Below are 22,454 nucleotides of genomic sequence, written 5' to 3'. Positions count from 1 at the left end.
CCAATCGATCGGACACGAGAGGAGACGCAGGCCATGCGAGTATTTCTGACTGGAGCGGCCGGGCCGCTCGGACGCGCGCTCACCGAGGTGTTCCGCGAACGCGGCGATGCAGTGGTCGGACAGGTTCGCCGACGGAGCGGCATCGGAGTGTTACGAAAGTTGGGCGCCGAGCCGGTCATGAGCGATCTCATGCGCGCCCGGCTCCTCGCGGATGCGATGCAGGGCTGCGACCTGGTCGTCCACGTCGCGCAATTCTTCGACTTCTGGGCGCCGCAAGCCTCGACCTTTCACGCGGTGAACGTGTACGGAGCCGAGAACACGCTCGCTGCCGCGCTCGAAGCGCGCGTGCCGCGCGTCGTGTACGTGTCATCGTCGCTCACCATCGGTGAGCAACCCGGCTTCTGGGGTACCGAGCGCACCGTGCACCGCGGCTACACCCATACGGCATACGAGCGCTCCAAGCTCACCGCCGAACAAGCAGTGCTGCGCTACCGCGCCAAGGGTGTCGAAGTGATCGTCGTCAATCCGGGTCTCATCGTCGCCGCCGGCGATTCCGGATGGCTCGGCCGCATGGTCTACGATTTCGTCACCGGCAAGCGCCGCCGCACCGGCGACGCACCGATGGGATGGATCTGGGCGCGCGATGCGGCAACCGGAATCGCACTCGCCGCCGATAAAGGACACAGCGGATCGCGTTACATCTTGAACGCCGAGACGATGTCGACGCACGAATTCATGTCGCGCGTGGCGAAGGTGTCCGGCAAGTCGGCGCCCGGAGTCATGCCCAACTGGATCACCACGACGACGGCAACATTCTCGACCGCCGCCGCGTCGTTGTTCGGCGGACGTCCGCGCCTCTCACTCGACGAAGCACGATTCACCACGTCGGGATTTCGCGTCGACGGCTCGCATGCGTGTGCGGCACTCGGTCTGGAGTACACACCGATGTCCCGCTACCTGCCCAACATCATCAGCAGTTACCGCGCGAGCGCGAAGCTTCTCGCTGCGTAACTCGCCGCGTCCGATGCGCGCCGACAAACCGCGGTGCGCTCGGACGTCATCCCGCCGGGCATCGCTGCGCATCACCGCACGTCACTTGCGTCAACCTCACGACACCTCGTGCAACAGCGCGTTGCACGTCGCGACGCGCGCGCGCGACAACCTCGCGCGCGCTGTTACGCGCTCTTCCGTAAATCTTCCATGAATGAGCTCGCTCGAGTCGATCGCGAGCACATGGGTCAATTGCAATTCGTCGAGGCCGCAACGTGCAGCTCACACAATCGGAGAACCGACCGCTCTCGCTCGTGCCGCCGCCGTTGCCGGCGGTGCGCGCGCTGATTCTGGCCGGTCACGCCGACACCGCCGCACTCCTCGATGAATTCGTGCTGCGCTCGGGACTTGCTCCCGCCCACCCGCTCGACGACGAACCGGTCGACCAGGCTGTCGCGCGCACGCGTCCGCGCGTTGCGATCGTCGACTTCGATCACCCGTGCGCGATGTCGCAGCGATTGCCCGAATGGTTGGGCGCCGTCGGTGCGCGATTGTTGTTGTGCGCGGCGCTGCACCGCAACGCGGAAGCGCGCGATCGCGCGCTTCGCACGGGCTCGCTGTATTTTCCGCTGCCGATCACGTACCGCGATTTCGATCTCGTGCTCCGCACGGCGCTCCTGCTCTAACGGACGCTGGGCACGCGGTAAGGCAGGCTGAAACTCCGCACTGGACCGACCGTACGTCAGGGCGACTCGACCCATTGCCCTCCCATGCGACTTTTCGTTCTGAGCGCAGGTCGCCGCGCGGCGTGCGCGGCCGCGTTCGCACTCGCGTTCGTCACATGCGTGGCGCGCGGAACCGCGCAGACACCGACCTCCCCCGATACCTCGCACGCCGCAACCGACACCAGCCGTGACGGAGCGCTGCATCTCACCATTCATGACGTCGGACTCGCCATCGGCAACGCGCGCTACGTCGATGGCATCCGCCTCAACTTTCGCGATAGCGGCCACTACGTCGTTCACGGGTTGAACGCGACGATCTGGACGCCGTACCAGCACAGCGACGGGCTCGTCCAGGGGCTTGCGCTCGGCCTGCCGCTCGCCGGAGCGCGGCGCATCGACGGCGTTGGTCTCGGCATCGGACTTGGCGCCGACGACGATCTCTCCGGCGTTGCCGTCGGTCTGCTCGGCGCCGGAGCCGGCAAGTCGGTTCACGGGATCCTGGTCGGCGGACTCGGCGCCGGGTCCGGATCCGACGTGGAGGGTCTAGCCGCGGGCGGACTGGGTGTCGGCGCCGGCCAGGACGTGAAAGGCGTGATCATCGGTGGACTCGGAGTGGGCGCGGGGCACGATGTGACGGGCGTCAGCGTGGCCGGACTTGGCAGCGGCGCCGGGAATCGTGTGCGCGGGTTGAGCGTGGCCGGCCTCGGCGTCGGTGCGGGAGAAAGCCTGGACGGGATCAGCATCGCCGGCGTTGGCGTTGGCGCGGGGCAGAGCGTGCGCGGCTTGACGCTCGCCGGTGTCGGCGTCGGCGCCGGGGACAACATCGTGGGCATCACTTTCGCCGGCCTGGGCGTCGGGGCCGGCAATCGCGTCAAGGGTTTCACGGCGGCAGGAATCGCTGTCGGCGCCGGGGGGTCTATCGAGGGAATCACCCTGGCCGGTCTGGCCGTCGGCGCGCCCAAGGTGCACGGGTTCGTGGCCAGTCTCGTTGCGGGCGGCAACTACGTGAAAGGCGGGGTGATCGCTCCAGCGTGGATGCGAATTTCTCGCGAAGGATCGTTCACCGGGTTTTCACTGAGCGCGTTCAACCAGGTGAAGGGCACGCAGCACGGGCTCGCGCTCGGCATCTTCAATTTCGCGCGCGAGCTGCACGGCGTTCAAATCGGGCTGCTCAATTACGCCGGCAACAACTCCGGTCTCGCGAAGCTGCTGCCTCTCGTGAACGCGCATCACTGATCCGCCGTCGCGAAGGTTTCTTCGCGAACGTGGAGTGGTCTTGTTCGTCCATCGGATAACCCCATGGACCGAGAGGACCTCATGAGCACGAAGTGGAGACTGGCGATCGGAACGCTGGCAATGGCCGGCATCGCCTCGTTGTCATTCTACGCCGGCAATGTTTCGGCAGCCGAGCGTCATCCGGCAATCAATGCGGCGGTGGACGCCCTGGTGAAAGCGCGCTTCGACCTGCAGCACGCGGCGCACGACTTTGGCGGTCACCGTGTGAAAGCCCTCGAGGCGACCGACGCTGCGCTCCAGCAGCTCAAAATCTGCCTCAAGTACGACCGGTAGCATCGTCGCCCGATCGATCGAGGCCGGCGGCGCGACTCCGGCCCGCCGGCCCTCGGCATCGAGGCGCGTGGTTCTTCCTGCCTAACGCAGATCTTCGCCGCGCATGTCTCATCGCTGATCGCGCACACTGCGCGACAGTCAGCATTCCATTCGAGCGCCGTACGGAAGTTGTCATCGCCCGACAGTACGCGTCGCGCGCTCGCGGGCAGCGCCCCGGCGCGACATATTGGGGTGATGTTCTCCACGTGCATCTTCTGCCACGCGTCGCTGGGGACAAATCCGGTGATCGAGGCGTTCCCGGTGGGTCGACGGTTGGCGTTCGATCCCGCGCGGGGACGGCTCTGGGTGGTCTGCACGCACTGTGAGCGGTGGAATCTCTCGCCGCTCGACGAGCGATGGGAAGCCATCGACGATTGCGAGCGGAGATTCCGCGCCACGCGGCTTCGCATGTCGACGGACAACATCGGCCTGGCGCGCATCGCGGATGGCATGACGCTCGTGAGAATCGGACAGCCGCTTCGTCCGGAGCTTGCGGCGTGGCGCTACGGCGACCAGTTCGGGCGGCGTCGTCGATTTCGCGTGGCGCAAGCCGGCGTGGGCGTGACCGCTGTCGGAGCGACGCTCGCCGGCGGCGCGGCGGTTGGTGTGGGTGTCGGCGGTATCGCATTCGCGGTCACGCAGTGGGGACGCGCGCTGCTGTACGGATCGCCGTCGGCGATCGTGGCGCGCATTCCCATCGGTAACGGCATCGTGGCGCCGGTGCGGCGCGCGGATCTCGATCGGCTGGCGGTGCGCGGCGGGACGAATGCAACCGACTGGGCGCTGTGCGTCCGACATGCGGCGTCGCACAACAATACCCCGCCGGTCGAGCTGGAAGGTGAGGCTGCCCAACGCGCGGCGGCGATGCTCCTGCCGGTGGTCAACCGGTTCGGAGGATCGCGCGTCCAGATCGCGGAGGCCGTCCGGGTACTCGAGGAGGCCGTGACTCCGTTAGGAGTGTTCGCGCTCACCGTGCGGCAGCAGGACCACGCGCTGGTGCTTCCCTTGCCCGTCCCCGTGCGGCTGGCGCTCGAGATGGCGGCGCACGAAGAGCGCGAGCGGCGCGCGCTCGAGGGCGAGTTGGCCGAGCTCGAACGCGAATGGCGGGAAGCCGAGGAAATCGCGGAGATCGCGGATTCGTTGTTGCTGCCGACGCGCGTCGACGAGGTGCTCGGCGGCATGCGACATCGCGTCGAGCCGACCGGAACGTGACGTCGACCACCGCTCCCCGCATCGCCGGCGACCACCGCGAAGCGGTGCTCGCGACGTTCCTCGGCTGGACGCTCGACGCATTCGATTTCTTCCTCGTCGTATTCGCGCTCACGTCGATCGCCGGCGAATTCGGACGCACCGACAAGGCGCTCGCGCTGTCGCTCACGCTCACGTTGGCCTTCCGCCCCGTGGGCGCTTTCATTTTCGGGCTGATGGCGGATCGCTACGGCCGGCGCATTCCGCTGATGATCGATCTCGTGTTCTTCTCGGTGATCGAAGTGCTCACCGGGCTCGCGCCTAACTTCACGACGTTTCTCGTGCTGCGCGCGCTCTTCGGCATCGGGATGGGCGGCGAATGGGGCGTCGGCGCATCGCTGGCGATGGAGAAAGCGCCGACGCGCTTGCGCGGCGTGCTGTCCGGGTTGCTGCAGGAGGGTTACGCCGTGGGATATCTGCTCGCGGCGGTCTGCTTCTTTTTCGTCTTCCCGCGCTGGGGATGGCGTCCGATGTTCTTCATCGGCGGACTGCCTGCCCTGCTCGCGCTGTTCATTCGCGTGCGCGTCAAGGAATCCGAAGTGTGGCAGCGCACGCGCCACGAGAGCTGGTCGGGTCTTGGCCGCGCGATCGTCGGCAACTGGAAGTTGTTCGCGTACCTCGTCGTGCTCATGTCGATGATGAACTTCGTGTCGCACGGCACGCAGGACATGTATCCCACGTTCTTGCAGCGCGACTGGCACCTGTCGCCTCAAACGCGCGCGCTCATCACCGGGTTCTCGATGATCGGCGCCATTGCGGGCGGCCTCGCGTTCGGCATGTGGTCGGATCGCATCGGCCGGCGTCGTGCGATCGTGATCGCGCTCGTGCTGGCGGTCGTGTCGATACCGCTGTGGGCGTTCGCTCCGTCACTCGCCCTGTTGTGGGCAGGCGCGTTCGTGATGCAGTTCATGGTGCAGGGCGCATGGGGTGTGATTCCGGCGCACATCACCGAGTTGGCGCCCGATTCGGTTCGCGGATTCCTGCCCGGATTTGCGTATCAGTGCGGCGTGCTGGTGGCCAGCAGTGCCGCGTACATCGAAGCCGCGTTAGCAGCACACACCACCTATGCGCAGTCGATGGCGCTAACGGCGCTGCTCGTGTGCGTCCTCGGCGCGGTGGCGACGGCGGCGGGCCGCGAAAAGCGGGGCATCGAGTTCGGGATGAGTGAGCCGGACGACCGCCCCTCGCCTGTCGCGGAGTGCGGCGCGTCCGGCGCACCGTCGCTCAGTGGATGACGTCGCAGGCTTCGGTCGTCACCGCATGCCCGTATTCCAGCCTGTGAACGCCCACACGTCCGCCAATTGTGCGATCCGCTTGTCGGTGGGCATGTAGCCGTGACTCGTCTTCGTTTCGACACGGATGAGCACGGGCCGCGCGCACGACTGATCCGCCTGCATCGTGGCGATGAACTTGTACGAGTGGCTCGGCACCACGCGGTCGTCGTGGTCGGCCGTGGTGACGATCGTCGCCGGATAGCACGTGCCCTTCTTGAGATTCTGCACCGGCGAATACTTGATCAGATACTTGAACTGCGTCGAGTCATCCGATGAGCCGTATTCGGGCACCCAACCCACGCCGGCGCTGAACTTCTGATAGCGCAGCATGTCCATCACGCCAGCGCCCGGATACGCGGCGGCGAACAGGTCCGGGCGTTGGTCCAACACCGCGCCGACGAGCAGGCCGCCATTGGAGTAGCCGTGGATGGCGAGGTGCGCCGTGGACGTGTAGTGCTCGTGGATGAGATACTCGGCCGCCGCGATGAAGTCGTCGAATACGTTCTGCTTTTTGTCGAGCATGCCTGCGTGATGCCACGCCTCGCCGTATTCGCCGCCGCCGCGGAGGTTGGCTACTGCGTAGATGCCGCCGTGCTCCAACCACGCGGCCGTGGTCGGACTGAAGGATGGCGTGACGCTGATGTCGAATCCGCCGTACGCGTAGAGCACGGTGGGGTGCGAGCCATCGAGCTTGAGACCTTTTCGAGCGGTGATGAACATCGGCACGCGTGTGCCGTCCTTGGACCGATAGAACACCTGGCGCGTCTCGTATGCGCTCGCGTCGAACGCGACATGCGGCGCTTGAAAGGGCACGCTGCGTTTGGTCGCGAAGTCGTAGCGATAGACGGTCGCCGGGAAGAGAAACGACGAAAAACTGTAGAAGAGCTCGGGCGTATCCATGCGCCCCGACAGACCGCCGACGGTGCCGATGCCCGGCAGCGCAACGGCGCCCTGCTTGGAGCCGTCGGTGCCGTAGATCGCGAGCGTGCTCTTCACGTCCTCGAGGTATTGGGCCACGACGTGTCCGCCGGCCAGCGTTGCGCTCTCGAGGACGCTCTTCTGCTCGGGGACGACGGTGCGCCAGTGTGCGCGCGACGTATCCGGCAGCACCATGGCGATGACGCGGCGGTTGGGCGCCTGGTTGGTGGTCTGCACGAACACCGTGTCGCCGTCGTTGCCTAACGGGGCGTATTCGGCATCGCCCTGCGAGACGAGCGGCAGGAGCGGCGCCGACAGATCCGGATGCGCGCCATCCTTCAGGTCCATGTAGAAGACCTGGTTCTTCGTGTCCGTGCCGTGGACGAGCGTGATGAACGCGAAGCGTCCGTCTTCGGTGGTGGACGACATGATGTACCAATCGGGCAGGTCCGGCCGCGCGTAAATCAGCTTGTCCGTGCTGTCGGGTGTACCGAGCACGTGGTAGTACACTTTCTGGTTGACGGCGGCCGTGGACAGCGCCTGGCCGGCGGCGGGCGCCGGGAATCGAGAATAGAAGAAGCCGCGGTTGTCGGCGGTCCACGAGATGCCGGAGAACTTGACCCACCGCACGGTGTCCGGGGTGTCGCGCCCGTCGCGCAGGGAGCGCACGTGGAGCTCTTCGAAGTCCGAGCCGCCCTGCGACAGCCCGTACGCGAGATACTCTCCGTTAGGCGAGACCGACGAGCCGGCCAGCGCCGTCGACCCGTCGGGCGAGAGCGCGTTGGGGTCGAGGATCGCCCGCGGCGCGCTCCCCAGGCTGTCCTGCTCGTACAGCACGCTCTGGTTCTGGAGACCGGAGTTCTTGCCGTAGAACAGGCGGCCGGCCTGCCGGTACGGGACGCCGACCTTCTCGTAGTTCCAGAGCTCCGTTAGGCGCTTCTTGAACGCATCGCGCAGCGGCACCTTGTCCATGTACGCGGCCGTCACGGCGTTCTCGTCCTCCACCCAGCTGCGCACCTCGGGGCTGTTCTCGTCCTCCATCCACCGGTACGGCGCCGGCACCCGCGTGCCGAAATAGTCGTCGACCGTGCTGTCGCGATGCGCGGCGGGGTACTGCAGCCGCTCGTTGGACATCTGCGCGGCGGCAGGCACGGCGGCGCCGAAGACGGCGACCGCCAGGCCTAACGAAGTGGCGGAACGGGCAGCGCGGCGGGCGCGCAGGCGCGGGGCCGCAAACCGGTAGCGGGGCATCCAGACTCTCCGTAGAGTGACGGGGGCGCGCACACGCGCGCCGATCGACTCGGACGTCCGGAAAGTACGGGCGCGCCACACCCGGTGCAAACCGGCGGCCCGCGCGTGATGCTTCCTCGCCACTCGCCCCGCGGCGGCGCTCTCAACCGGACCGCTGCCGCGGCCGAGAGACCCGCTAGCGCGCGGTCTGCGGAGCCGGCGTTTCGGCGGGGAGCAGGCCCGCCGGCGCACGCGTCCCGTGGCCAACCAGCAACGCGTCGATCTGGCCGACGCTCACGGGGCGCGCGAACAGAAAGCCCTGCCCCATCTCGCAGCCGAGCTCGCGCAACCCATGCCACTGCTGCCGCAGCTCGATGCCCTCGGCGATCGTCTGCAGCTGCAGCGTGTCGCCTAACGCAATGATGGCGCGCACCAGCGCCGGCTCGACGCCGCTGGCGCCGATGTCGTCGATGAACGCCTTGTCGATCTTCAGGATGTCGATCGGGAACCGCTGCAGGTAGCCGAGGGACGAGTAGCCCGTGCCGAAATCATCGATCGCGAGACGCACCCCCACCGCCTTGAGCGCGCGCAACCGCTCGAGAATCGTCTCGTTCTGCTGCATGAGCACGCTCTCCGTGATCTCGAGCACCAAATTGCGCGGATCCAGCCCGCTGTCGGCCAGCGCCGCACGCACATCGGCCACCACCCCGTCGTACTGCAGCTGATAGCCGGACACGTTCACCGTGAGCGTGAGCGGCGGACCGCCCGTCCGCGTCGCCTGCCACACCTGCGCCTGACGGCAGGCCTCGCGCAGCACCCATCGGCCTAACTGAACGATGAGGCCCGTCTCTTCGGCCAACGGAATGAATTGCACCGGCGTCAGCATCCCGCGCTGCGGATGGTTCCACCGCACCAGCGCCTCGATCCCCTTCACCTCGCCCGTCTGCAACTGCACGATCGGCTGGTACAGCAGCACGAACTGATCGGCCGTGTCGAGCGCGTGCCGCAGCTCGGCCTCGAGATCCAGCCGTTCGAGCGCCTTGAGGTGCATCCCCGGCTCGAACCGCTCCCACCGCGCCTTGCCGCGGCTCTTCGCGACATACATCGCCATGTCGGCGTTCCGCAGCAGATCGGCCGCGCTGCCCTCGTCCTTGGCCGTCGCGATCCCGATGCTGGCGGTCATGAACACTTCCTTGCCTTCGATCAGGATCGGGTGACGGACGCTCGCCGCGATGCGGTCCGCCACTTCGGCCGCCGCCTGGTCGTCGGTCGCGTCCTCGATCAGCAGCGCGAACTCGTCTCCGCCTAACCGAGCCACCGTGTCCGACGTCCGCACGCAGGTCTGGAGCCGCGACGCGACCACGGCGAGCAACCGGTCGCCGGCCGCGTGGCCCAGGCTGTCGTTGATGGTCTTGAATCCATCGAGATCGACGAACAACACCGCGAGCATCTGATCGTGCCGCCGCACCAGCGACAGCGCATGGCTCACGCGATCCAGGAACAGCACGCGGTTGGCGAGACCGGTGAGCGGATCGTGGAAGGCTTGATGCGTGAGCTGCTTCTCCAGTGCTTTCCGCTCGCTGATATCACGCGTGTTGAGCACGATGCCGCCCACCGTGGGTTCGGACAACAGGTTGGTGCCCACGGTCTCGACGCTCAGCAACCGACCATCGCGATGCCGCACCTTCCATTCGGCCGGCTGCGTCACACCAGGATTCGCCGCCGCCGAAACGAGCAAACTGATCGCGTCGCGCGCGCTTTCGTGGTGCAGAAACTCGGTCATTTTGTGGCCGAGCAGATCCTCGGGAGCGTAGCCGAAGATCGTCGTCACCGCGGGGCTCACGAATCGGATCACACCGTCGACATCGACGATGGCGATGACGTCCGTCGAGTGCTGCACCAGCGCCCGGAACCGTGCTTCGTTCTCCCGTGCGGCGCGCTCGCTGACCAGCCGCGCGTTCTCGCCCACCGCGGCCAGTTGGCGCACGACGAGGAACGCCGTCGTGAGCATGGCGCCGATGGACAGAACGCTGAGCGGCGTCGGCCACGAGCGCACGGCCACGACCATGATGAGGCCGAAGAGGAACGCGCCCGCCACATACGGCAACGGGCTGAACGGTTGCACGTCAGGTAGCTTTTCTTCTGCCTGGGTCGCCGACGCCGGCCACGAGAAGCGGGACAGCGACCACATGAGCACGCAGTAGGAGCCGATGTAAACGACATCGGACGACGTGATACCGAACCAACCGACGTTGTTGAACTCGAGGTCGTTGGCCAGATCCGAGATCGCGTATGCGAAGATGCCGATGACGAACCAGGTCCGCGCGCCACCGCGGCTCTCGGCCGGCCGGCGCATGAGGAACGTGGTGAGGCCGGTGAACAGCAGAATGTCGCCTAACGGATAGGCGAGAGCGATCGCGCTTGCCAGCGCTCCGAGATGGTTGGCCTGCGTCGTCGGACGCAGAACGAAAAACCAGATTGCCGTGCCGCCGCCCAACAGCACGGCGGCCGCGTCCAGCAGGAACTTTCTATTTTCGTGTTCGCTCCGGCGGGTGAGCGGGAACGACAACAAACTGGTGAGAAGCAGCGGGTAGACGGGGAAATAAAAGACGTTGATCCAGCTCACACCTGGATCGCCGTCCATGATCATTCCGACGTAAAACGAGACGAGGTTGCCCGCCAGCACGAAGACAAACGCGATCGTGACGAGAAGCAGTGCGCGATGCGTGCGCGGATCGTGCGCATGGCGCTTGGCGGCGCGCCACGCGAGCAATGCGGTGCCGGCGTTGAGCGGGAGGAAGGCCAGCCGTGCGATGACGTGCGTGGTCAGGTCGTCCCGGGGTCCGGATGCGCGCCAAATGACATACAGCAGGCAATACGCAACGGCGAGTACGGGGAGGGCGGTCCCCCAGTCTTGCCACCACGCTGATGCCCGCCGTGCCGGCACACTCCCCGACGGACGGTGCGATTCCATGAGCAGAAGACGCGGGTCCGGACGACACGTTTCATGGCAGCGGCCCGCGCGCGATTTTTCACTCGGCCGGGATGCTTTGCGCCGGGCTCAGCCGGGACGTTCGCGGGCCGCCGGAGTGTCAAATAATCCGACGGGTCGAACGAGTGATCAGCCGGCGGCCGGAAGGGCCGGCTCGGCGGCCTCGTCGCGCCGGCGTTCGCGGGAAAGAGGGAAGACGAGCGTGAAGGTGGTTCCCGCACCGTACGTGCTGACCACTGACGCGCGGCCCCCTAACCGGTCGAGAAGTTTGCGCACGATGCTCAGCCCGAGGCCCGTGCCTCCCACCTCGCGAGTCATCGACTGGTCCACCTGGCGGAAGTCTTCCCAGATCATGTCCAGATCGGAGCCCTTGATCCCGATGCCGGTGTCGGTCACGTCGACGCGAAGGTCGTCGCCGTTCTCGATGCACACGGTGACGGTGATCCCGCCGCGAGGCGTGAACTTGATGGCGTTCGAGATGAGGTTCAGCAGGATCTGTTTGAACTTCTGGCGATCCGTCTCGATCTCGCGGCACTCTTCGGACACGCTCGACGTGAACGCAAGGCCGCGCTTCTGCAGCAGCGGTTCGACTTGCTGGTGGACTTCGGCGATGATGATGCGCGGGTCCACATGCTCGTAGGTGACCGGCATTTTGCCGGCCTCGATGCGGGCGAGGTCGAGCAGGTCGTTGATGAGTGTGAGGAGGTCTTGAGCGGCGGCGCGGATGCGGCGGAGGGCATCGCGCTGTCTGTCGTTGAGCGGTCCGTGGATCTGGTCGATGGTGAGCGACGCGTGGCCCATGATCGCGTTGATCGGCGTCCGAAGCTCGTGCGACATGCTGGCGAGGAAATCCGACTTGAGCTTGTTGGCCTTTTCGAGCTCTTGCGATTGCCATTTGAGCCGCTCGTTCTGCGCCTCGAGGTCTTTGGTGGCCGCGCGCACGCGGGCCTCGAGCTCGTCCGAAAACGCTTTGACTTCTCGATACAGGCGCTCGTTCTCCACTTGCTTCGTGAGATCGTGCAGCACGGACACGATAGCGACGGCTTCTCCGCGGTCGTTGCTGATCTTGCCGGACACGACTTCGACGGGGAGCAGCGTGCCGTCTTCGGGACGGACGAGGGTCATGCGTTCGTGCCGGTCGCGTTCGGGCGAGAGCGCGAATTCACCCACGAAGGCGGAGAACTTGGTGTCGTTGCCTAACGCGGCCTGCTTGACCCGATAATCGTACGTATCGGTCGTTCCGCCGACGTCGAACAACTGCTCGGCTTTCTCGTTCATGAGCAGGATCTTCGCGCGGTCGTCGGTGACGAGAATCGGGTCGGCGACGTTGGTGAGGATCAGGTTGAGCCGGTCCCGCTCCTTGGTGGCCTGCATCTCGGCCTGGCGTCCGCGCTTCACCTGGTGCTCGAGCTCGTCGGCGGCGCGGCGGAGATCGGTCACGTCGCGCAGCACGGAGAGCACGACGCCTTCGCTCTCGACCGAGGCGCCTAACGGATGGGACAGGAGCTCGAACAGGAGCTCGACGCCCTCGAGCGGATCGACCAGCGTGAGCTCGCGCGGCGCGGTGCGGAGGTCGCCCGTCATGAGGGCGCGCGCCAGGCCGGACGTGAACAGCAGGTTGTTCAACTCGAGCGCGCGGCGTCGGCCGGGCGAGTCCGACTCCCGGGTCGACAGCAAATGCTCGGCGCGCTCGTTCTGCACCAGGATGTTGTTGGCCGCGTCGGTGATGACCACGGGGTCGGGCAAGGCGTTGAGCATGAGCGTCAGCCGACTCGAGATCTGACGCAGATGATCGTTCTCGCGCCGAGCCGCGCCGATCGTCGCCAGGCGGCTCAAGACCGGGCCGCTCAGCGCGGCCAGCCGAACGAGTTGACCGACGGCCGCTTCCGGCAGGTTTGCCGCATCGAGGACCACGACACCGCCGGGCGATTGGCCGGCCCGCGTGGTGGCCGGGATGATTTCGGCGCCGCTCGAGCGGAGGAGCTCGGCGGTGTTGCGGGGCTGGAGCGGAATCGGTGCGCTGCGCACGTAGGTTTGCGGCAGCGGGAGCGCGATCCAGTCGGCGATCGGCAGGCGGGTGGTTGCGGCGTCGTCGCGGCGCGAGCGCGCGGGCCGCATGGCCACCGCGGCGGCGACCCAGGGGTGCGAGAGGTCGCCTAACGGAATGCTCGCCAGCTCATCGTTGGGCGAGGCACCGAGGAGGCTGGCGGCAGTGAGGGCTTCCGCGGCGGTGTCGATGACGAACAGAGCACCGCGTTGGCTTCCGGCCAGGCGTCCCAACTCCGTCAGCGCAAAGAGTGCAGCGGCGGGAAAGTCTGGCGCTTCTACCAGCGTCGGCAGATAGTCCGGCGGGTCCGTATAGGGACCCGCCGACGAGCCAGGCAGGATCATGTCCTTACACGACGCGGTCCGGCGCGTTCAGCTGTTCGAGGCGCAAGCGGAGCTCGTGGTTTTCGCGTTGGACGCGCTCGAGCTCGGTTTCGATCAGCGCCCCGGCCAGCTCGCGCGGGCGCGAGCCGGAGGCGGTGAGGCCCACCGCTTCCGAGTACTTGAGGTAGGTATCGATCGAGGCGACGACGACGCGCGCCTCGACGGTGACGAGGTCGATTCCGACGAGCGACACGCGGACCCAGGCGTCGATGACGATGCCTTTGTCGAGGACGCGGTCCAGCACGTCGATGAGGGAACTGCCGCCCGGCGAACGCTCGACAGCCATGGTTCGCTCACTCCGCAGATGAAGGTTCGGCGCCCGTGCGCGGCGGGTGCGGGTGACCGGACTGGGACGGGGCGACCAGCGCATCGAGTCGGCGCTCGATGCGCGCGAGCCGGCTCTCGACGGAGTCGCCGGCGGTCGCGAACGGCGACGCGACGACTCCCGTGAGGCGTGGATCGTACCGCCACCAGTTCAGTCCGATTTGCTCGGCCTTGTCGATCGAGCAGACGAGGAGGCGCACCTGGATGGTGAGCAGCTCGACGTTGGCGAGATTGATCTTGATGTCGCCGGCGATCACGAGACCCTTGTCGAGGACGCGGTCCAGCACCTCGACCAGGCCGTGACTCTTTGTCTGTGCAATGTGCTCGGGCACTCCGCTGTGCTCCAGTGTCGATTTCCGTTAGGCAGCGCCCGCAGCGCGCGCGGTGCGCGACCTCATCGCAGCCGGCCTAACGGTCCGAGGTCGATGTTCAGATCGTCGTCCGTCACGTGAAACGCAGCCTTGAGCTCGGCCATACGCTCGTTGAGACGCATGAGCGACAGGCCCAGGCGCTCGATCTGCTCCTCCGACAGCGAGCCGCCATCCATACGGCGTATAGCTTGGTGCTCCAACACATTCCGCAACAGTTCAACCACTGTCAAGACGAGCCGGGCCAATCCGGCCTCGACGTGCTCGGGATCCGCGTCGATGCGATCGGGAAGCGCTCGCGCCACCGCGCGGAGCTCCGCTTCGAATGCGTCGATGCTTCCCGCGCTGGCTTCGATACCGGGCGCCGGCACGTCGTCGCCGGCGTGTCCACTACTCACGGGAGGCCGCGCAAAAGGTATACGGCGCCCATGGTCCAGAAAGCATCACTTTCATCCGATGGTCCCGCTCGACCGCCGCACGGACGACGTCGCGATGACGAACCAGGAGCATGCGAGGCACCAGGTGCGCCGACTCCACCGACTGCGCGCCCGGTGCGACAGGAGCCCAACGGATTTCGCGAACGACGCCAGCGTCCCCGACTGCCCGCGCCAGCGCCGCCCGCAAGAATTCGGCCTGATCGGCCACGGACTGCCGAGCCTGCTGTCGCTCGCGAACCCAGTGCAGGTAGGCCCGTCCCGATTCGCGCGGCGCAGGTCCGGCGTCCGCGCGCTGGCTGCCGAAGAGGATGCGCACCGTCATCTCGACGCAGCCGGTCACGCGCGCCAGCGACTCGAGAAGCGAGTCGCGCCGTTGGGCGAGGAGATCCGCCGCGGCGGCGTCGGTGGCGAGCACCTGGCCGAAGCGCGCGGGGACGGGCGTGGCGCGCGACATCGCGTCGCGCACGACGTTGTCGTGTGCCCGTGCGCGCGCGACGCTCGGCGCGACGATCATCTCGGGCGTGTCGCTGACCCACGCGGCCAGGCCCTTTGCGGAAAGCTCGCGGACGGGCGCGTCATCGACGCCGCGCCGGGATCCGTCGGGCGGGTCACAGCCCGCGGGGATGATGCAATACAGGTACGTGGGCATCGGGCGTCGCGCGCTCCTGCGCGGCCGCGTGATCGAGCTCGGACTGGATGGCGGTAATGTAGATGCCTAACCCGACGCGAATGAGGTCGATGTCGGCGACCGAGATGGTGATGTCGCCGCTGATCACGATGCCTTTGTCGAGCACGTGGTTCAACAGATCGCCCAACACGAGGCGGTCGTCGCCCGAGAGCTCGAGCGCGTCGTCGCTCACGCGTCGTCGCGCACGAAATGATAGGGCGGCCAGGGTCCGCTGAGCTCGACGCGAAAGCCGCGCGGCTCGAGGCGGGCCGCCAGGTCGTTGGCGCGGGCGCGAAACGCATCAGCGCGGTCGCGCCTTACGAGGAAGGAGGCGTCGAGCACGGCGACGCCCAACGGACGGGCGCCGGACGGCGCGGCCGGCAGGGCATCGCGCACGGCGCGTTCGCCGAGTGCGGCGAGCGCATCGAACGCCTCGCGGGCGGAGTCTCCGCTCACGCGTCGGAGCTCGGCGCCGCGCATCTCGTCGGCTTTCCGCTCGAGGAGGTAGCGTTGACCCGGCGCCGCGGCTTTGGCGCGGTGCTCGAGGTCGGCGATCGCCGGGCTCGTTTCCGCGAGCGCGGCGGCGGCGCGGTCGTCGAGACGGAACACGCGGACGGTCCATTCCTGACAGGGGGCGACGCGGTCGAGGAGCCCGCCTAACGATGCATCGCGCTCGCGCAGCATGGCGCGCAGCGAGTCCGGCGACGCGAACAGGGTGAACATCGGGAACGGCACGACGCCGCCGGCTTCGCTCGCCCAACTGAGGACGGCGTCGTGGGCCACGGCGCGCGGTCCCACCCAACCGACGTCGCCGGCGCGCGATTCGGCCACATCGGAGGTGTAGATCGCCGGGTCGACGCGCGACACGAGCGCGGCCACCTGGCGGCCGGGATTCTGCTCGAGCGCCACCACCGTGTCATCCAGGCCGCGGGGAGCGCGCGCGATCGGCGCGGCGGGGCGCACCACACCGTAGGCGTACAGGATCGACGCGGTCAGCGGTCGTCCTCGTCGCGCTGCACGCGCACCGGACCGCCGGCGATGCCCATACCGAACTGCTCGCGCCAGTAGCGGACGTCGCGCAGCTTCAACATGAGTTCCGCTTCGCGGACGAGGTACGCGGCCTCGTCGATATCCCCGCTCTCGAGGGCGAGCTGCAGCTCCATGAGCTCCTGTTTGATCGCCGTGTCGTCGGTGAGCTCCTCGCGCGCCGTGCGCTCCACCATCTCCAGCGACCACCGGATGCCGGCCACGGGTCCGGAGACGGGAAATGTCAGCAGCTTCGCGAGCAGCCCCATGCGTCCGTTAGTCCGCGCGCTCGAGCTTGAGCTTGATGTTGACGAAGTTGTACGGCGGCCACGGGCCGGTGTACTTGAACGTCAGCAGGCCTTCGTGGCGGTGGCTCAGCTCGCGCACCTTTTCGTCGAACAGTTCGCTCGCCGAGCGTTCCACGAGGAAGGCGGCGTTCATGATCATGCGATCGCCGATCGGTTTGCTGCTCCGGCTGGCGACGGCCACCGGGCGCAGCGACTCGTGCACGTCGACCACGAACGCGTTGCCGGCTTCCTCGAGCGCCGACTCGACGAGCCTGCCTAACTGAACACGGGCGAAATACGTGGAGCTCTGCGCATTGTTCTCGATTTCTTCTTTCAGGCGGCCGATCTCCTCGTTGGTCCGCTCGAGCGTCGCGACGACCTGTTCCCGGTCCCACAATACCTTGAGGCCGAATTCGATCTTGTCGCGCATCTTGTCCAGCACGTCGCTGAAGGCCTGGTACGTCGAGCGCAGCAGCTCCGTCACGTCGTCCTCGGAGCGGAACACGGTGCCGAACGACATCGGAATCACCGTGTGCTCGCGCATCACGGTTTCGTTGACGAACTCGTGGGCCAGCACGTTCTCGCGCGTCGGATCATAGATCACGATCGGCGTGTCGCTGACCACGGCGGCGAGATCTTTGTGGTGCACCGTGTACACACGCCTCCCTTCCCCGCCCATTCCAATTGCGCCGAACTCGCACGGCGCGTCGGTGCGCACGATGCAATAGACGTACTTGCCACCGTCCGGCGGGCCCGCTGTTGTACGCGGGGCGAGCGTCACCTCATCCATCGCCAGCTCCTGTCGCTGCGTCATCGCAACCTCCAGCCAACGGCCCGCACATGAGCCGCGAGCAACGTCCAAAGCGTGCGCAAGTTACCGCGCGGAGTCAAGATGAGCGGGTGCTCCGTGGCGGCCGTGCGCGCCGCAGGACATCTTCGCTGTCCCTGCTCACATGACATCGCTGCCGTGTCCGAACGTCCTTACCTCCTCGCCGAGTCCACCTGGACGACGGTGCGCGACACCGCCTACGAAGTCGCGGTGCTGCCGTGGGGCGCGACCGAAGCGCACAACCGGCACTTGCCGTATGCGACCGACGTGTTCGAGTCCGAGGCGGTGGCAAACGAGTCGGCGCGTCTGGCGTGGGAAGCCGGCGCGCGCGTGCTGGTGCTGCCGGCCATTCCATTTGGGGTGAACACAGGCCAGCTGGACGTCGCGTATTGCGTGAACATGAATCCCAGCACGCAGGCGCTGGTGCTGGGCGACGTGGCGAGAAGCATCGCGCCGCACGGCGTGCGAAAGCTCGTCGTGCTGAATGGCCATGGCGGCAACGATTTCCGGCAGATGATCCGGGAGTTGCAACCCGCGACGCCGTTATTCTTGTGCTCGCTCAACTGGTACGTGTGCGGCGATCCCAAGGCGCACTTTGAAGAGCCGGGCGATCACGCAGGCGAGCTCGAGACAAGCGTGATGATGGCGATCGCGCCCCACCTGGTGCGTCCGCTGGGCGAAGCCGGTCCGGGTACCGCCCGTCGCTTTCGGGTACGCGGGCTGCGCGAGGGGTGGGCATGGGCGCCGCGTCGTTGGACGGAAGTGACAGACGATACCGGCGTGGGGAACCCGGGCAAGGCGACGGCCGAGAAAGGCCGTGTGTATTTCGACGCCGTGTGCCGGGAGATCGCCGACTTTCTGGTCGAGTTGGCAGAGGCCGACCCCAAAGCCATGTACAAATGAGCCCGCTTGGATCGGCCCCTCGATGTCTGCAGGGCCGCCTTCCTACCTGACGACGATACCGTTCTCAGCGCGCCCGCAGCGCGTTAGGCATGCGCCGCCGGCGTGGCGAGCGGCGTCACGAGACCAGCATCCGGGCGACGTGCATCCAGGCGGACGTGGCGCCCAACAGCAGGCTCAGCGGCTGGACGAGGATGATCGTGAGGCCGCCCCACACAAGCGCCGGATGCAATCGGCGATGACTGAGCGCATCGACGATTGCACAGATGATAATGCACGCATCAATGCGGATGCCGGAGCCTGACGGCGCGCGGCCGCAATGGCGAAGAACCATCGGTCTCTCGCTCGCGCGTCGACGGCGCGGGGCGCGCTCGAATCAGCCGCCGCGGTCGGGGACGGTGCGATGCCACTCGCATCAGTCATGCTTTCCCCTCTACCGTTTTGGTTGAAACGCTGGATCGCCAGAGCGCCAGAGCCAAAACGCGAGGTCGTCGGCGAGCCACAACTCGCGTTGCCGCTGGGTTGCGTCGATGAAGCCGTGGCCCGCGTCGTAGTCGACTCGTAAGAGCACCGGCTTCCCGCTCGCGGTGGCGGCCTCGAGGCGCGCAGCGAACTTGGCCGGCATCCACGCGGGCACGCGAGGATCGTTGATGCCGGTCGTGATCAAGACGGCGGGGTACTTCACGCCATCCTTCACGTTGACGTAGGGACTCATCGCGTAGAGTGATCGAAAGCCGGCTTCAGTCTTGACGCTACCGAACTCGAGAATGTTGTGCGGGCCGATGGCGGTCGTCTCGAGGCGCAGCATGTCAGCGGCCGGAGACCTGGCAACGGCCGCCGCGAACAGATCAGGGCGTTCCTCGATTGCGCGCCCAGCCAGGATGCCGCCGGCACTTCCACCAACGACACTCAGATGCGAAGCGCTCGTGTATTGATGCGCGATCAAAAACTCGGCGCAGGCAATGAAGTCCTTCCAGCTGTTCGGTTTGGTCGCCTGAAATGCAGCCTGGTGCCACGCTTCCCCGTACTCACCGCCGCCGCGCACGTGGCAGGTGGCAGTGACGCCGTTGCGCTCGTACCAGGCGCGCATGCTTCGTGAGTACGGCGACGAGGCATCGACACCGTAGGCGCCGTAGCCAAGCATGGCGGTCGGGTGACTGCCGTCACGCTTCATGCCTTTCATGTGAATGATCGACAGCGGGACTTGGGTGCCGTCCCAACTTTTCACTTTCACTTCTTCGTCGACGAGATCGTCGGGGCGGTCGGCGGGTCCGGCTGGTTGCAAGTCGGTGTCGGTAACGGCACCCGTCTTCGCGTCCACGCCGAGGTACGCCGGCGGACGCACCGAGCTCGTTGCCGAGAGTACGGTGGCATCACTCTCCGCGTCCGTCGAAATGTCGGAGACGTTTGCAGCATACGGCAGGCGCAGGGACTCTGGACGTGCGCCGCGCTCCAAGCGCAGACGACGAACACTGTTGATGCCGGCGTCACTGACCCGCCAATAGATCGCGTCGCGGGCAGCGTACACCTCGGAGATCGGCAGCTCGCCCTCGGGCACCACGACTTCCGGCTTCGAGTCTCTTCTGGTCAGATCGACCTTCAGAATTCGGCCGCGTGGCGCGTCCTTGCGCGACAACCAGTACAACGTGTCCGCGGTCAACGCGATGCTCGCGACTTCCGCGGCGTCGCCGCCGATGTATTGATCATCATAGCTGGGGGCGATCGGACGCCACGCGGTGTGTCTGTCGCGCACCGAGTCCACGGGCGCCGCGTACACGCGCATGCGGCTATCGGTGCCAGCAAAGACGAACGCGATGGCGTACCGCGAGCGCGGCGCCGTCATGACGTCGGCGAATTCAGTCGGTGCGAGGGAGAACGCCTCATCGCTCACGCCACGGCCGACAATCGGCGGATCGTCGTCGAACGCGCGGCCGAGCACATGGAGGTAATCACGCGGGTTGTCGTTCTCCTGCGTCGAGGACATGTCCGCCGTCAACTTCTGCTGGCGCGAATAGAAGAACGAGCGGCCGTCGGCACGCCAGACGGGTTCGCCCTGGATGCGATCCCCTGTTTCCGGCAGGTCCCTACCTAACCGAACGTCGAGGATGTGCAGCGTCCGTTGTTCCGACCCGCCGGCGGCGATCCCATAGGCGACATAGCGGCCATCTGGCGAAGGCGCATAGCCATCGATGGTCAGATGAGCGTGCTGGTCGGCGCCGAGCGTCGCCGGATCGATGAGCAGGTGATCCTCGCCATGCACGCCATCGCGTACGTACAGCTTGGAAGACTGCGACCCGGCCGGCCTCCGCAGCGAGTAATAGCGACCCGCGACGATCTGTAGCTGGCTCACGTGGACCGGCTCCGACGCATCGAGTTCCGTTATACGCGCGAGCAGCGCCGGATAGCCGGGTAGCGCGTCCAAGGTTGCGCGGGTGTCGTCGGCCTGCGCCTTCATCCATTGCTGGACTTCGGGATCGTGCAGGTTCTCGAAGTAGCGGTAGTTGTCGACGACTTTGGTGCCGAAGTAGTCGACGGTGTCGGGGCGGATCGGTGCGTCAGGCGGCGCCGACTGCGCGTACGCAACCCGTGCCGCGAACATGGCAATGGCACACGCGGCCACGAGCGACACTTTCGAGCTCCCGTTAGCCATGGCTTCCTCCTAAATCAGGTCCGCGCATTTCCTGACGCGCGTCACGTTACCAGCCAGGTGGCGACGTAGGCCCAGGCGGCACTCGAGAGAAGGATCCAGGTGACTGGTCATCGTTCACTGCCTCTGTCATTTGCCTTCGAGCCGGCCGACGAACTGCGTGACCGCCGCGAAGTAATTCGTCGCATCGTCCCACATGTCGAAGTGCGCACCGTTAGGACAGATCGCGATGCTGACGTCCTGGTCCTTCGTCATCAGATCCATCATGCGTCGGTAGTCGTACGGCGGCATGTAGTCGTGGGTCGAACCGATGAAGAGCGTCGGTACGGTGAGCGCTGCCATTGCGCTCTCGTAGTTCGTCGAATTCATGTCTCGATTGAGCCACCGCATTGCCGCGCCAGCCGCGTGGTCCTTCGAGCGCCTGACGGGATCGGGCATGGTGTCGAGCCGGAGATAATGACGCCGGAGGTAGACCGGCATGACCCTGGTCATGACCGCTTCGAAAGCCTGGCCGCTGTTCTGCGGGTTCATCAAGCCGAACCGTATCGAGTCTGCGTACTGCCTAACGTCCGGCAGGGAATCGGCAATGTCGGCGATCAGGAGGTGCTGGTACTGCTGATGTCGCCCGAGTGCGAAAATGGACGCGTTAGACAGGGTCAGTCCCTTCAGGTGCTGCTGATACTTTGCCGCGTACGCGATCGCCAGCAGCGCGCCCCGCGAGTGACCGAGCAAGTAAAATTGCTCGAGCCCCAGGGCCTTACGGACTTACTTCCCTCCGTCGACGGGAATCATGCGCACGCCGGGTGCGTGCATCTTCGATTCGTACGCGCTGTCTCTGGCCTGCGCGCGCGCTGCATTTCCCGCGGCGGTGCCGGACATCGCGAACAGCCCAGCGACGGTGGCGAGTGTGCCGGTCATACGCACGGCTATGTCCTCACGATTGGATAGCTGCGCAAAGGCGAAACTCCATCGAGGTGCGACGGCGCCTGCACGTTCGCGCATGATTTTTCGCCTCTCGCGTTACTCAGGCGTTATTGCGCCGCTACGCCAACACCCCCGGCGTGACTCAGCACCGCGGCCGGCCGGTCGCCCCGCGAATTGTGCGAGTCGCGTTATACCCCTTGCTCACTTAGGTATCAGCCACCATCCTGTAACCCGGAAGATGGGACCTACGTAGTACGATCAACTGGGCATACCCGGGGGATACGAGCATGGCGGGAAGCGATCTCTACACGGGCACCTTGGATGTGCTGATCCTCAAGGCGCTCACGTGGGCACCGATGCACGGATACGGCGTGGGCAAGTGGATTCGCGACACGACGCGCGACGCGCTGCAGGTCCAGGAAGGGGCGCTATACCCAGCGCTCCACCGTCTCGAGCGAAAGGGACTGCTCGAGGAAGAGTGGGGCATTTCTGAAACGGGTCGCGAAGCCAAGTACTACAAGCTCACGGCCGCGGGTCGGAAGCATCTGCAAGCCGAGGTGATGCGTTGGACCCGGTACACTCTGGCGGTCTCGGCGGCGCTCAACGCGTCGCCGGCCTGAACGATCGGTG

Annotated in this window: 23 protein-coding genes; 8 read left to right on the top strand and 15 right to left on the bottom strand. The window is 66.3% G+C overall.

The features are described 5' to 3' along the window. Positions 1 to 33 precede the first annotated feature (33 nt). The 6 genes from VFW04_11750 (at position 34) to VFW04_11725 (ending at position 5,806) form a co-directional block, all read left to right on the top strand. Entirely contained in the window at positions 34 to 1,011 is a 978-nt protein-coding gene (locus VFW04_11750; GenBank protein HEX5179996.1) for an NAD-dependent epimerase/dehydratase family protein, read from the top strand. Between the two features lie 254 nt (positions 1,012 to 1,265). After that, complete coding sequence (locus VFW04_11745) at positions 1,266 to 1,676, top strand: hypothetical protein (protein HEX5179995.1); 411 nt, start codon at positions 1,266 to 1,268, stop codon at positions 1,674 to 1,676. A gap of 84 nt (positions 1,677 to 1,760) precedes the next feature. Further along, on the top strand, positions 1,761 to 2,951 hold the full coding sequence (locus VFW04_11740; GenBank protein HEX5179994.1) for a hypothetical protein: 1,191 nt from the start codon (positions 1,761 to 1,763) through the stop codon (positions 2,949 to 2,951). 81 nt (positions 2,952 to 3,032) lie between these two features. Further along, positions 3,033 to 3,284 carry a hypothetical protein gene (locus tag VFW04_11735; GenBank protein ID HEX5179993.1) on the top strand — a complete coding sequence of 84 codons (252 nt, stop codon included), beginning with the start codon at positions 3,033 to 3,035 and terminating at the stop codon, positions 3,282 to 3,284. A 231-nt stretch (positions 3,285 to 3,515) separates the two neighbouring features. Continuing rightward, the gene (locus VFW04_11730; protein ID HEX5179992.1) at positions 3,516 to 4,535 is read left to right on the top strand and encodes a hypothetical protein; all 1,020 of its coding nucleotides are present in this window, start codon (positions 3,516 to 3,518) and stop codon (positions 4,533 to 4,535) included. Next, a complete protein-coding gene (locus VFW04_11725) occupies positions 4,532 to 5,806 on the top strand; it encodes an MFS transporter (GenBank protein HEX5179991.1) in 1,275 nt (424 codons plus the stop codon). The genes VFW04_11730 and VFW04_11725 overlap by 4 nt, the downstream gene beginning before the upstream one ends. Positions 5,807 to 5,824: 18 nt before the next feature. Here VFW04_11725 and VFW04_11720 read toward each other — a convergent pair whose 3' ends face one another. The 11 genes from VFW04_11720 to VFW04_11670 all read right to left on the bottom strand — a co-directional run bounded on the left by VFW04_11720 (position 5,825) and on the right by VFW04_11670 (position 17,338). After that, entirely contained in the window at positions 5,825 to 8,014 is a 2,190-nt protein-coding gene (locus tag VFW04_11720) for a prolyl oligopeptidase family serine peptidase (protein ID HEX5179990.1), read from the bottom strand. A gap of 175 nt (positions 8,015 to 8,189) precedes the next feature. Next, positions 8,190 to 10,967 carry an EAL domain-containing protein gene (locus VFW04_11715; protein ID HEX5179989.1) on the bottom strand — a complete coding sequence of 926 codons (2,778 nt, stop codon included), beginning with the start codon at positions 10,965 to 10,967 and terminating at the stop codon, positions 8,190 to 8,192. Positions 10,968 to 11,114: 147 nt separating this feature from the next. Next, positions 11,115 to 13,376, bottom strand: a complete 2,262-nt coding sequence (locus VFW04_11710) for an ATP-binding protein (protein ID HEX5179988.1) — start codon at positions 13,374 to 13,376, stop codon at positions 11,115 to 11,117. A gap of 4 nt (positions 13,377 to 13,380) precedes the next feature. Next, positions 13,381 to 13,701, bottom strand: a complete 321-nt coding sequence (gvpA, locus tag VFW04_11705) for a gas vesicle structural protein GvpA (GenBank protein HEX5179987.1) — start codon at positions 13,699 to 13,701, stop codon at positions 13,381 to 13,383. A gap of 7 nt (positions 13,702 to 13,708) precedes the next feature. Then, complete coding sequence (locus VFW04_11700; protein ID HEX5179986.1) at positions 13,709 to 14,071, bottom strand: gas vesicle protein; 363 nt, start codon at positions 14,069 to 14,071, stop codon at positions 13,709 to 13,711. A 62-nt stretch (positions 14,072 to 14,133) separates the two neighbouring features. Further along, complete coding sequence (locus tag VFW04_11695; protein HEX5179985.1) at positions 14,134 to 14,505, bottom strand: gas vesicle protein K; 372 nt, start codon at positions 14,503 to 14,505, stop codon at positions 14,134 to 14,136. Next, positions 14,498 to 15,193, bottom strand: coding sequence for a GvpL/GvpF family gas vesicle protein (locus VFW04_11690; protein HEX5179984.1), 696 nt, complete (start codon positions 15,191 to 15,193; stop codon positions 14,498 to 14,500). Before VFW04_11690 ends, VFW04_11695 begins: the two co-directional genes overlap by 8 nt. Further along, a complete protein-coding gene (locus tag VFW04_11685) occupies positions 15,153 to 15,404 on the bottom strand; it encodes a gas vesicle protein (GenBank protein ID HEX5179983.1) in 252 nt (83 codons plus the stop codon). Before VFW04_11685 ends, VFW04_11690 begins: the two co-directional genes overlap by 41 nt. Beyond that, on the bottom strand, positions 15,401 to 16,192 hold the full coding sequence (locus tag VFW04_11680) for a GvpL/GvpF family gas vesicle protein (GenBank protein ID HEX5179982.1): 792 nt from the start codon (positions 16,190 to 16,192) through the stop codon (positions 15,401 to 15,403). The genes VFW04_11685 and VFW04_11680 overlap by 4 nt, the downstream gene beginning before the upstream one ends. Positions 16,193 to 16,203: 11 nt before the next feature. Then, a complete protein-coding gene (locus VFW04_11675; protein ID HEX5179981.1) occupies positions 16,204 to 16,506 on the bottom strand; it encodes a gas vesicle protein GvpG in 303 nt (100 codons plus the stop codon). A 7-nt stretch (positions 16,507 to 16,513) separates the two neighbouring features. After that, positions 16,514 to 17,338: a GvpL/GvpF family gas vesicle protein gene (locus tag VFW04_11670; GenBank protein ID HEX5179980.1), complete on the bottom strand. Its 825-nt coding sequence runs from the start codon at positions 17,336 to 17,338 to the stop codon at positions 16,514 to 16,516. 153 nt (positions 17,339 to 17,491) lie between these two features. Between VFW04_11670 and VFW04_11665 the strand changes: the two genes are divergently transcribed. Continuing rightward, on the top strand, positions 17,492 to 18,256 hold the full coding sequence (locus VFW04_11665; protein ID HEX5179979.1) for a creatininase family protein: 765 nt from the start codon (positions 17,492 to 17,494) through the stop codon (positions 18,254 to 18,256). A gap of 115 nt (positions 18,257 to 18,371) precedes the next feature. Here the strand turns inward: VFW04_11665 and VFW04_11660 are convergent, their stop codons facing one another. The 4 genes from VFW04_11660 to VFW04_11645 form a co-directional block, all read right to left on the bottom strand. Then, a complete protein-coding gene (locus VFW04_11660) occupies positions 18,372 to 18,587 on the bottom strand; it encodes a hypothetical protein (protein HEX5179978.1) in 216 nt (71 codons plus the stop codon). A 99-nt stretch (positions 18,588 to 18,686) separates the two neighbouring features. Beyond that, on the bottom strand, positions 18,687 to 20,903 hold the full coding sequence (locus VFW04_11655; protein ID HEX5179977.1) for a prolyl oligopeptidase family serine peptidase: 2,217 nt from the start codon (positions 20,901 to 20,903) through the stop codon (positions 18,687 to 18,689). Between the two features lie 126 nt (positions 20,904 to 21,029). Further along, entirely contained in the window at positions 21,030 to 21,653 is a 624-nt protein-coding gene (locus tag VFW04_11650; protein ID HEX5179976.1) for an alpha/beta fold hydrolase, read from the bottom strand. A gap of 12 nt (positions 21,654 to 21,665) precedes the next feature. After that, entirely contained in the window at positions 21,666 to 21,818 is a 153-nt protein-coding gene (locus VFW04_11645) for a hypothetical protein (GenBank protein ID HEX5179975.1), read from the bottom strand. A gap of 293 nt (positions 21,819 to 22,111) precedes the next feature. Here VFW04_11645 and VFW04_11640 point away from each other — a divergent pair, with 293 nt between their 5' ends. Continuing rightward, positions 22,112 to 22,444, top strand: a complete 333-nt coding sequence (locus VFW04_11640) for a PadR family transcriptional regulator (protein HEX5179974.1) — start codon at positions 22,112 to 22,114, stop codon at positions 22,442 to 22,444. The last annotated feature ends 10 nt before the right edge of the window (positions 22,445 to 22,454 follow it).

Source organism: Gemmatimonadaceae bacterium, assembly GCA_036273715.1.
GTDB lineage: Bacteria > Gemmatimonadota > Gemmatimonadetes > Gemmatimonadales > Gemmatimonadaceae > JADGGM01.
The sequence above is the reverse complement of the archived record's forward strand: the minus strand, read 5'-3'. Positions and strand labels throughout refer to the sequence as shown.

What these genes read in the sequence shown, in the direction of transcription:
- VFW04_11710 (HEX5179988.1), bottom strand. Translation starts at nt 13,376, where the DNA reads ATGATCCTGCCTGGCTCGTCGGCGGGTCCCTATACGGACCCGCCGGAC.
- VFW04_11670 (HEX5179980.1), bottom strand. Translation starts at nt 17,338, where the DNA reads ATGACGCAGCGACAGGAGCTGGCGATGGATGAGGTGACGCTCGCCCCG.
- VFW04_11645 (HEX5179975.1), bottom strand. Translation starts at nt 21,818, where the DNA reads ATGACCGGCACACTCGCCACCGTCGCTGGGCTGTTCGCGATGTCCGGC.
- VFW04_11735 (HEX5179993.1), top strand. Translation starts at nt 3,033, where the DNA reads ATGAGCACGAAGTGGAGACTGGCGATCGGAACGCTGGCAATGGCCGGC.
- VFW04_11675 (HEX5179981.1), bottom strand. Translation starts at nt 16,506, where the DNA reads ATGGGGCTGCTCGCGAAGCTGCTGACATTTCCCGTCTCCGGACCCGTG.
- VFW04_11720 (HEX5179990.1), bottom strand. Translation starts at nt 8,014, where the DNA reads ATGCCCCGCTACCGGTTTGCGGCCCCGCGCCTGCGCGCCCGCCGCGCT.
- VFW04_11740 (HEX5179994.1), top strand. Translation starts at nt 1,761, where the DNA reads ATGCGACTTTTCGTTCTGAGCGCAGGTCGCCGCGCGGCGTGCGCGGCC.
- VFW04_11690 (HEX5179984.1), bottom strand. Translation starts at nt 15,193, where the DNA reads ATGCCCACGTACCTGTATTGCATCATCCCCGCGGGCTGTGACCCGCCC.
- gvpA (HEX5179987.1), bottom strand. Translation starts at nt 13,701, where the DNA reads ATGGCTGTCGAGCGTTCGCCGGGCGGCAGTTCCCTCATCGACGTGCTG.
- VFW04_11715 (HEX5179989.1), bottom strand. Translation starts at nt 10,967, where the DNA reads ATGGAATCGCACCGTCCGTCGGGGAGTGTGCCGGCACGGCGGGCATCA.
- VFW04_11660 (HEX5179978.1), bottom strand. Translation starts at nt 18,587, where the DNA reads ATGGTTCTTCGCCATTGCGGCCGCGCGCCGTCAGGCTCCGGCATCCGC.
- VFW04_11640 (HEX5179974.1), top strand. Translation starts at nt 22,112, where the DNA reads ATGGCGGGAAGCGATCTCTACACGGGCACCTTGGATGTGCTGATCCTC.
- VFW04_11750 (HEX5179996.1), top strand. Translation starts at nt 34, where the DNA reads ATGCGAGTATTTCTGACTGGAGCGGCCGGGCCGCTCGGACGCGCGCTC.
- VFW04_11655 (HEX5179977.1), bottom strand. Translation starts at nt 20,903, where the DNA reads ATGGCTAACGGGAGCTCGAAAGTGTCGCTCGTGGCCGCGTGTGCCATT.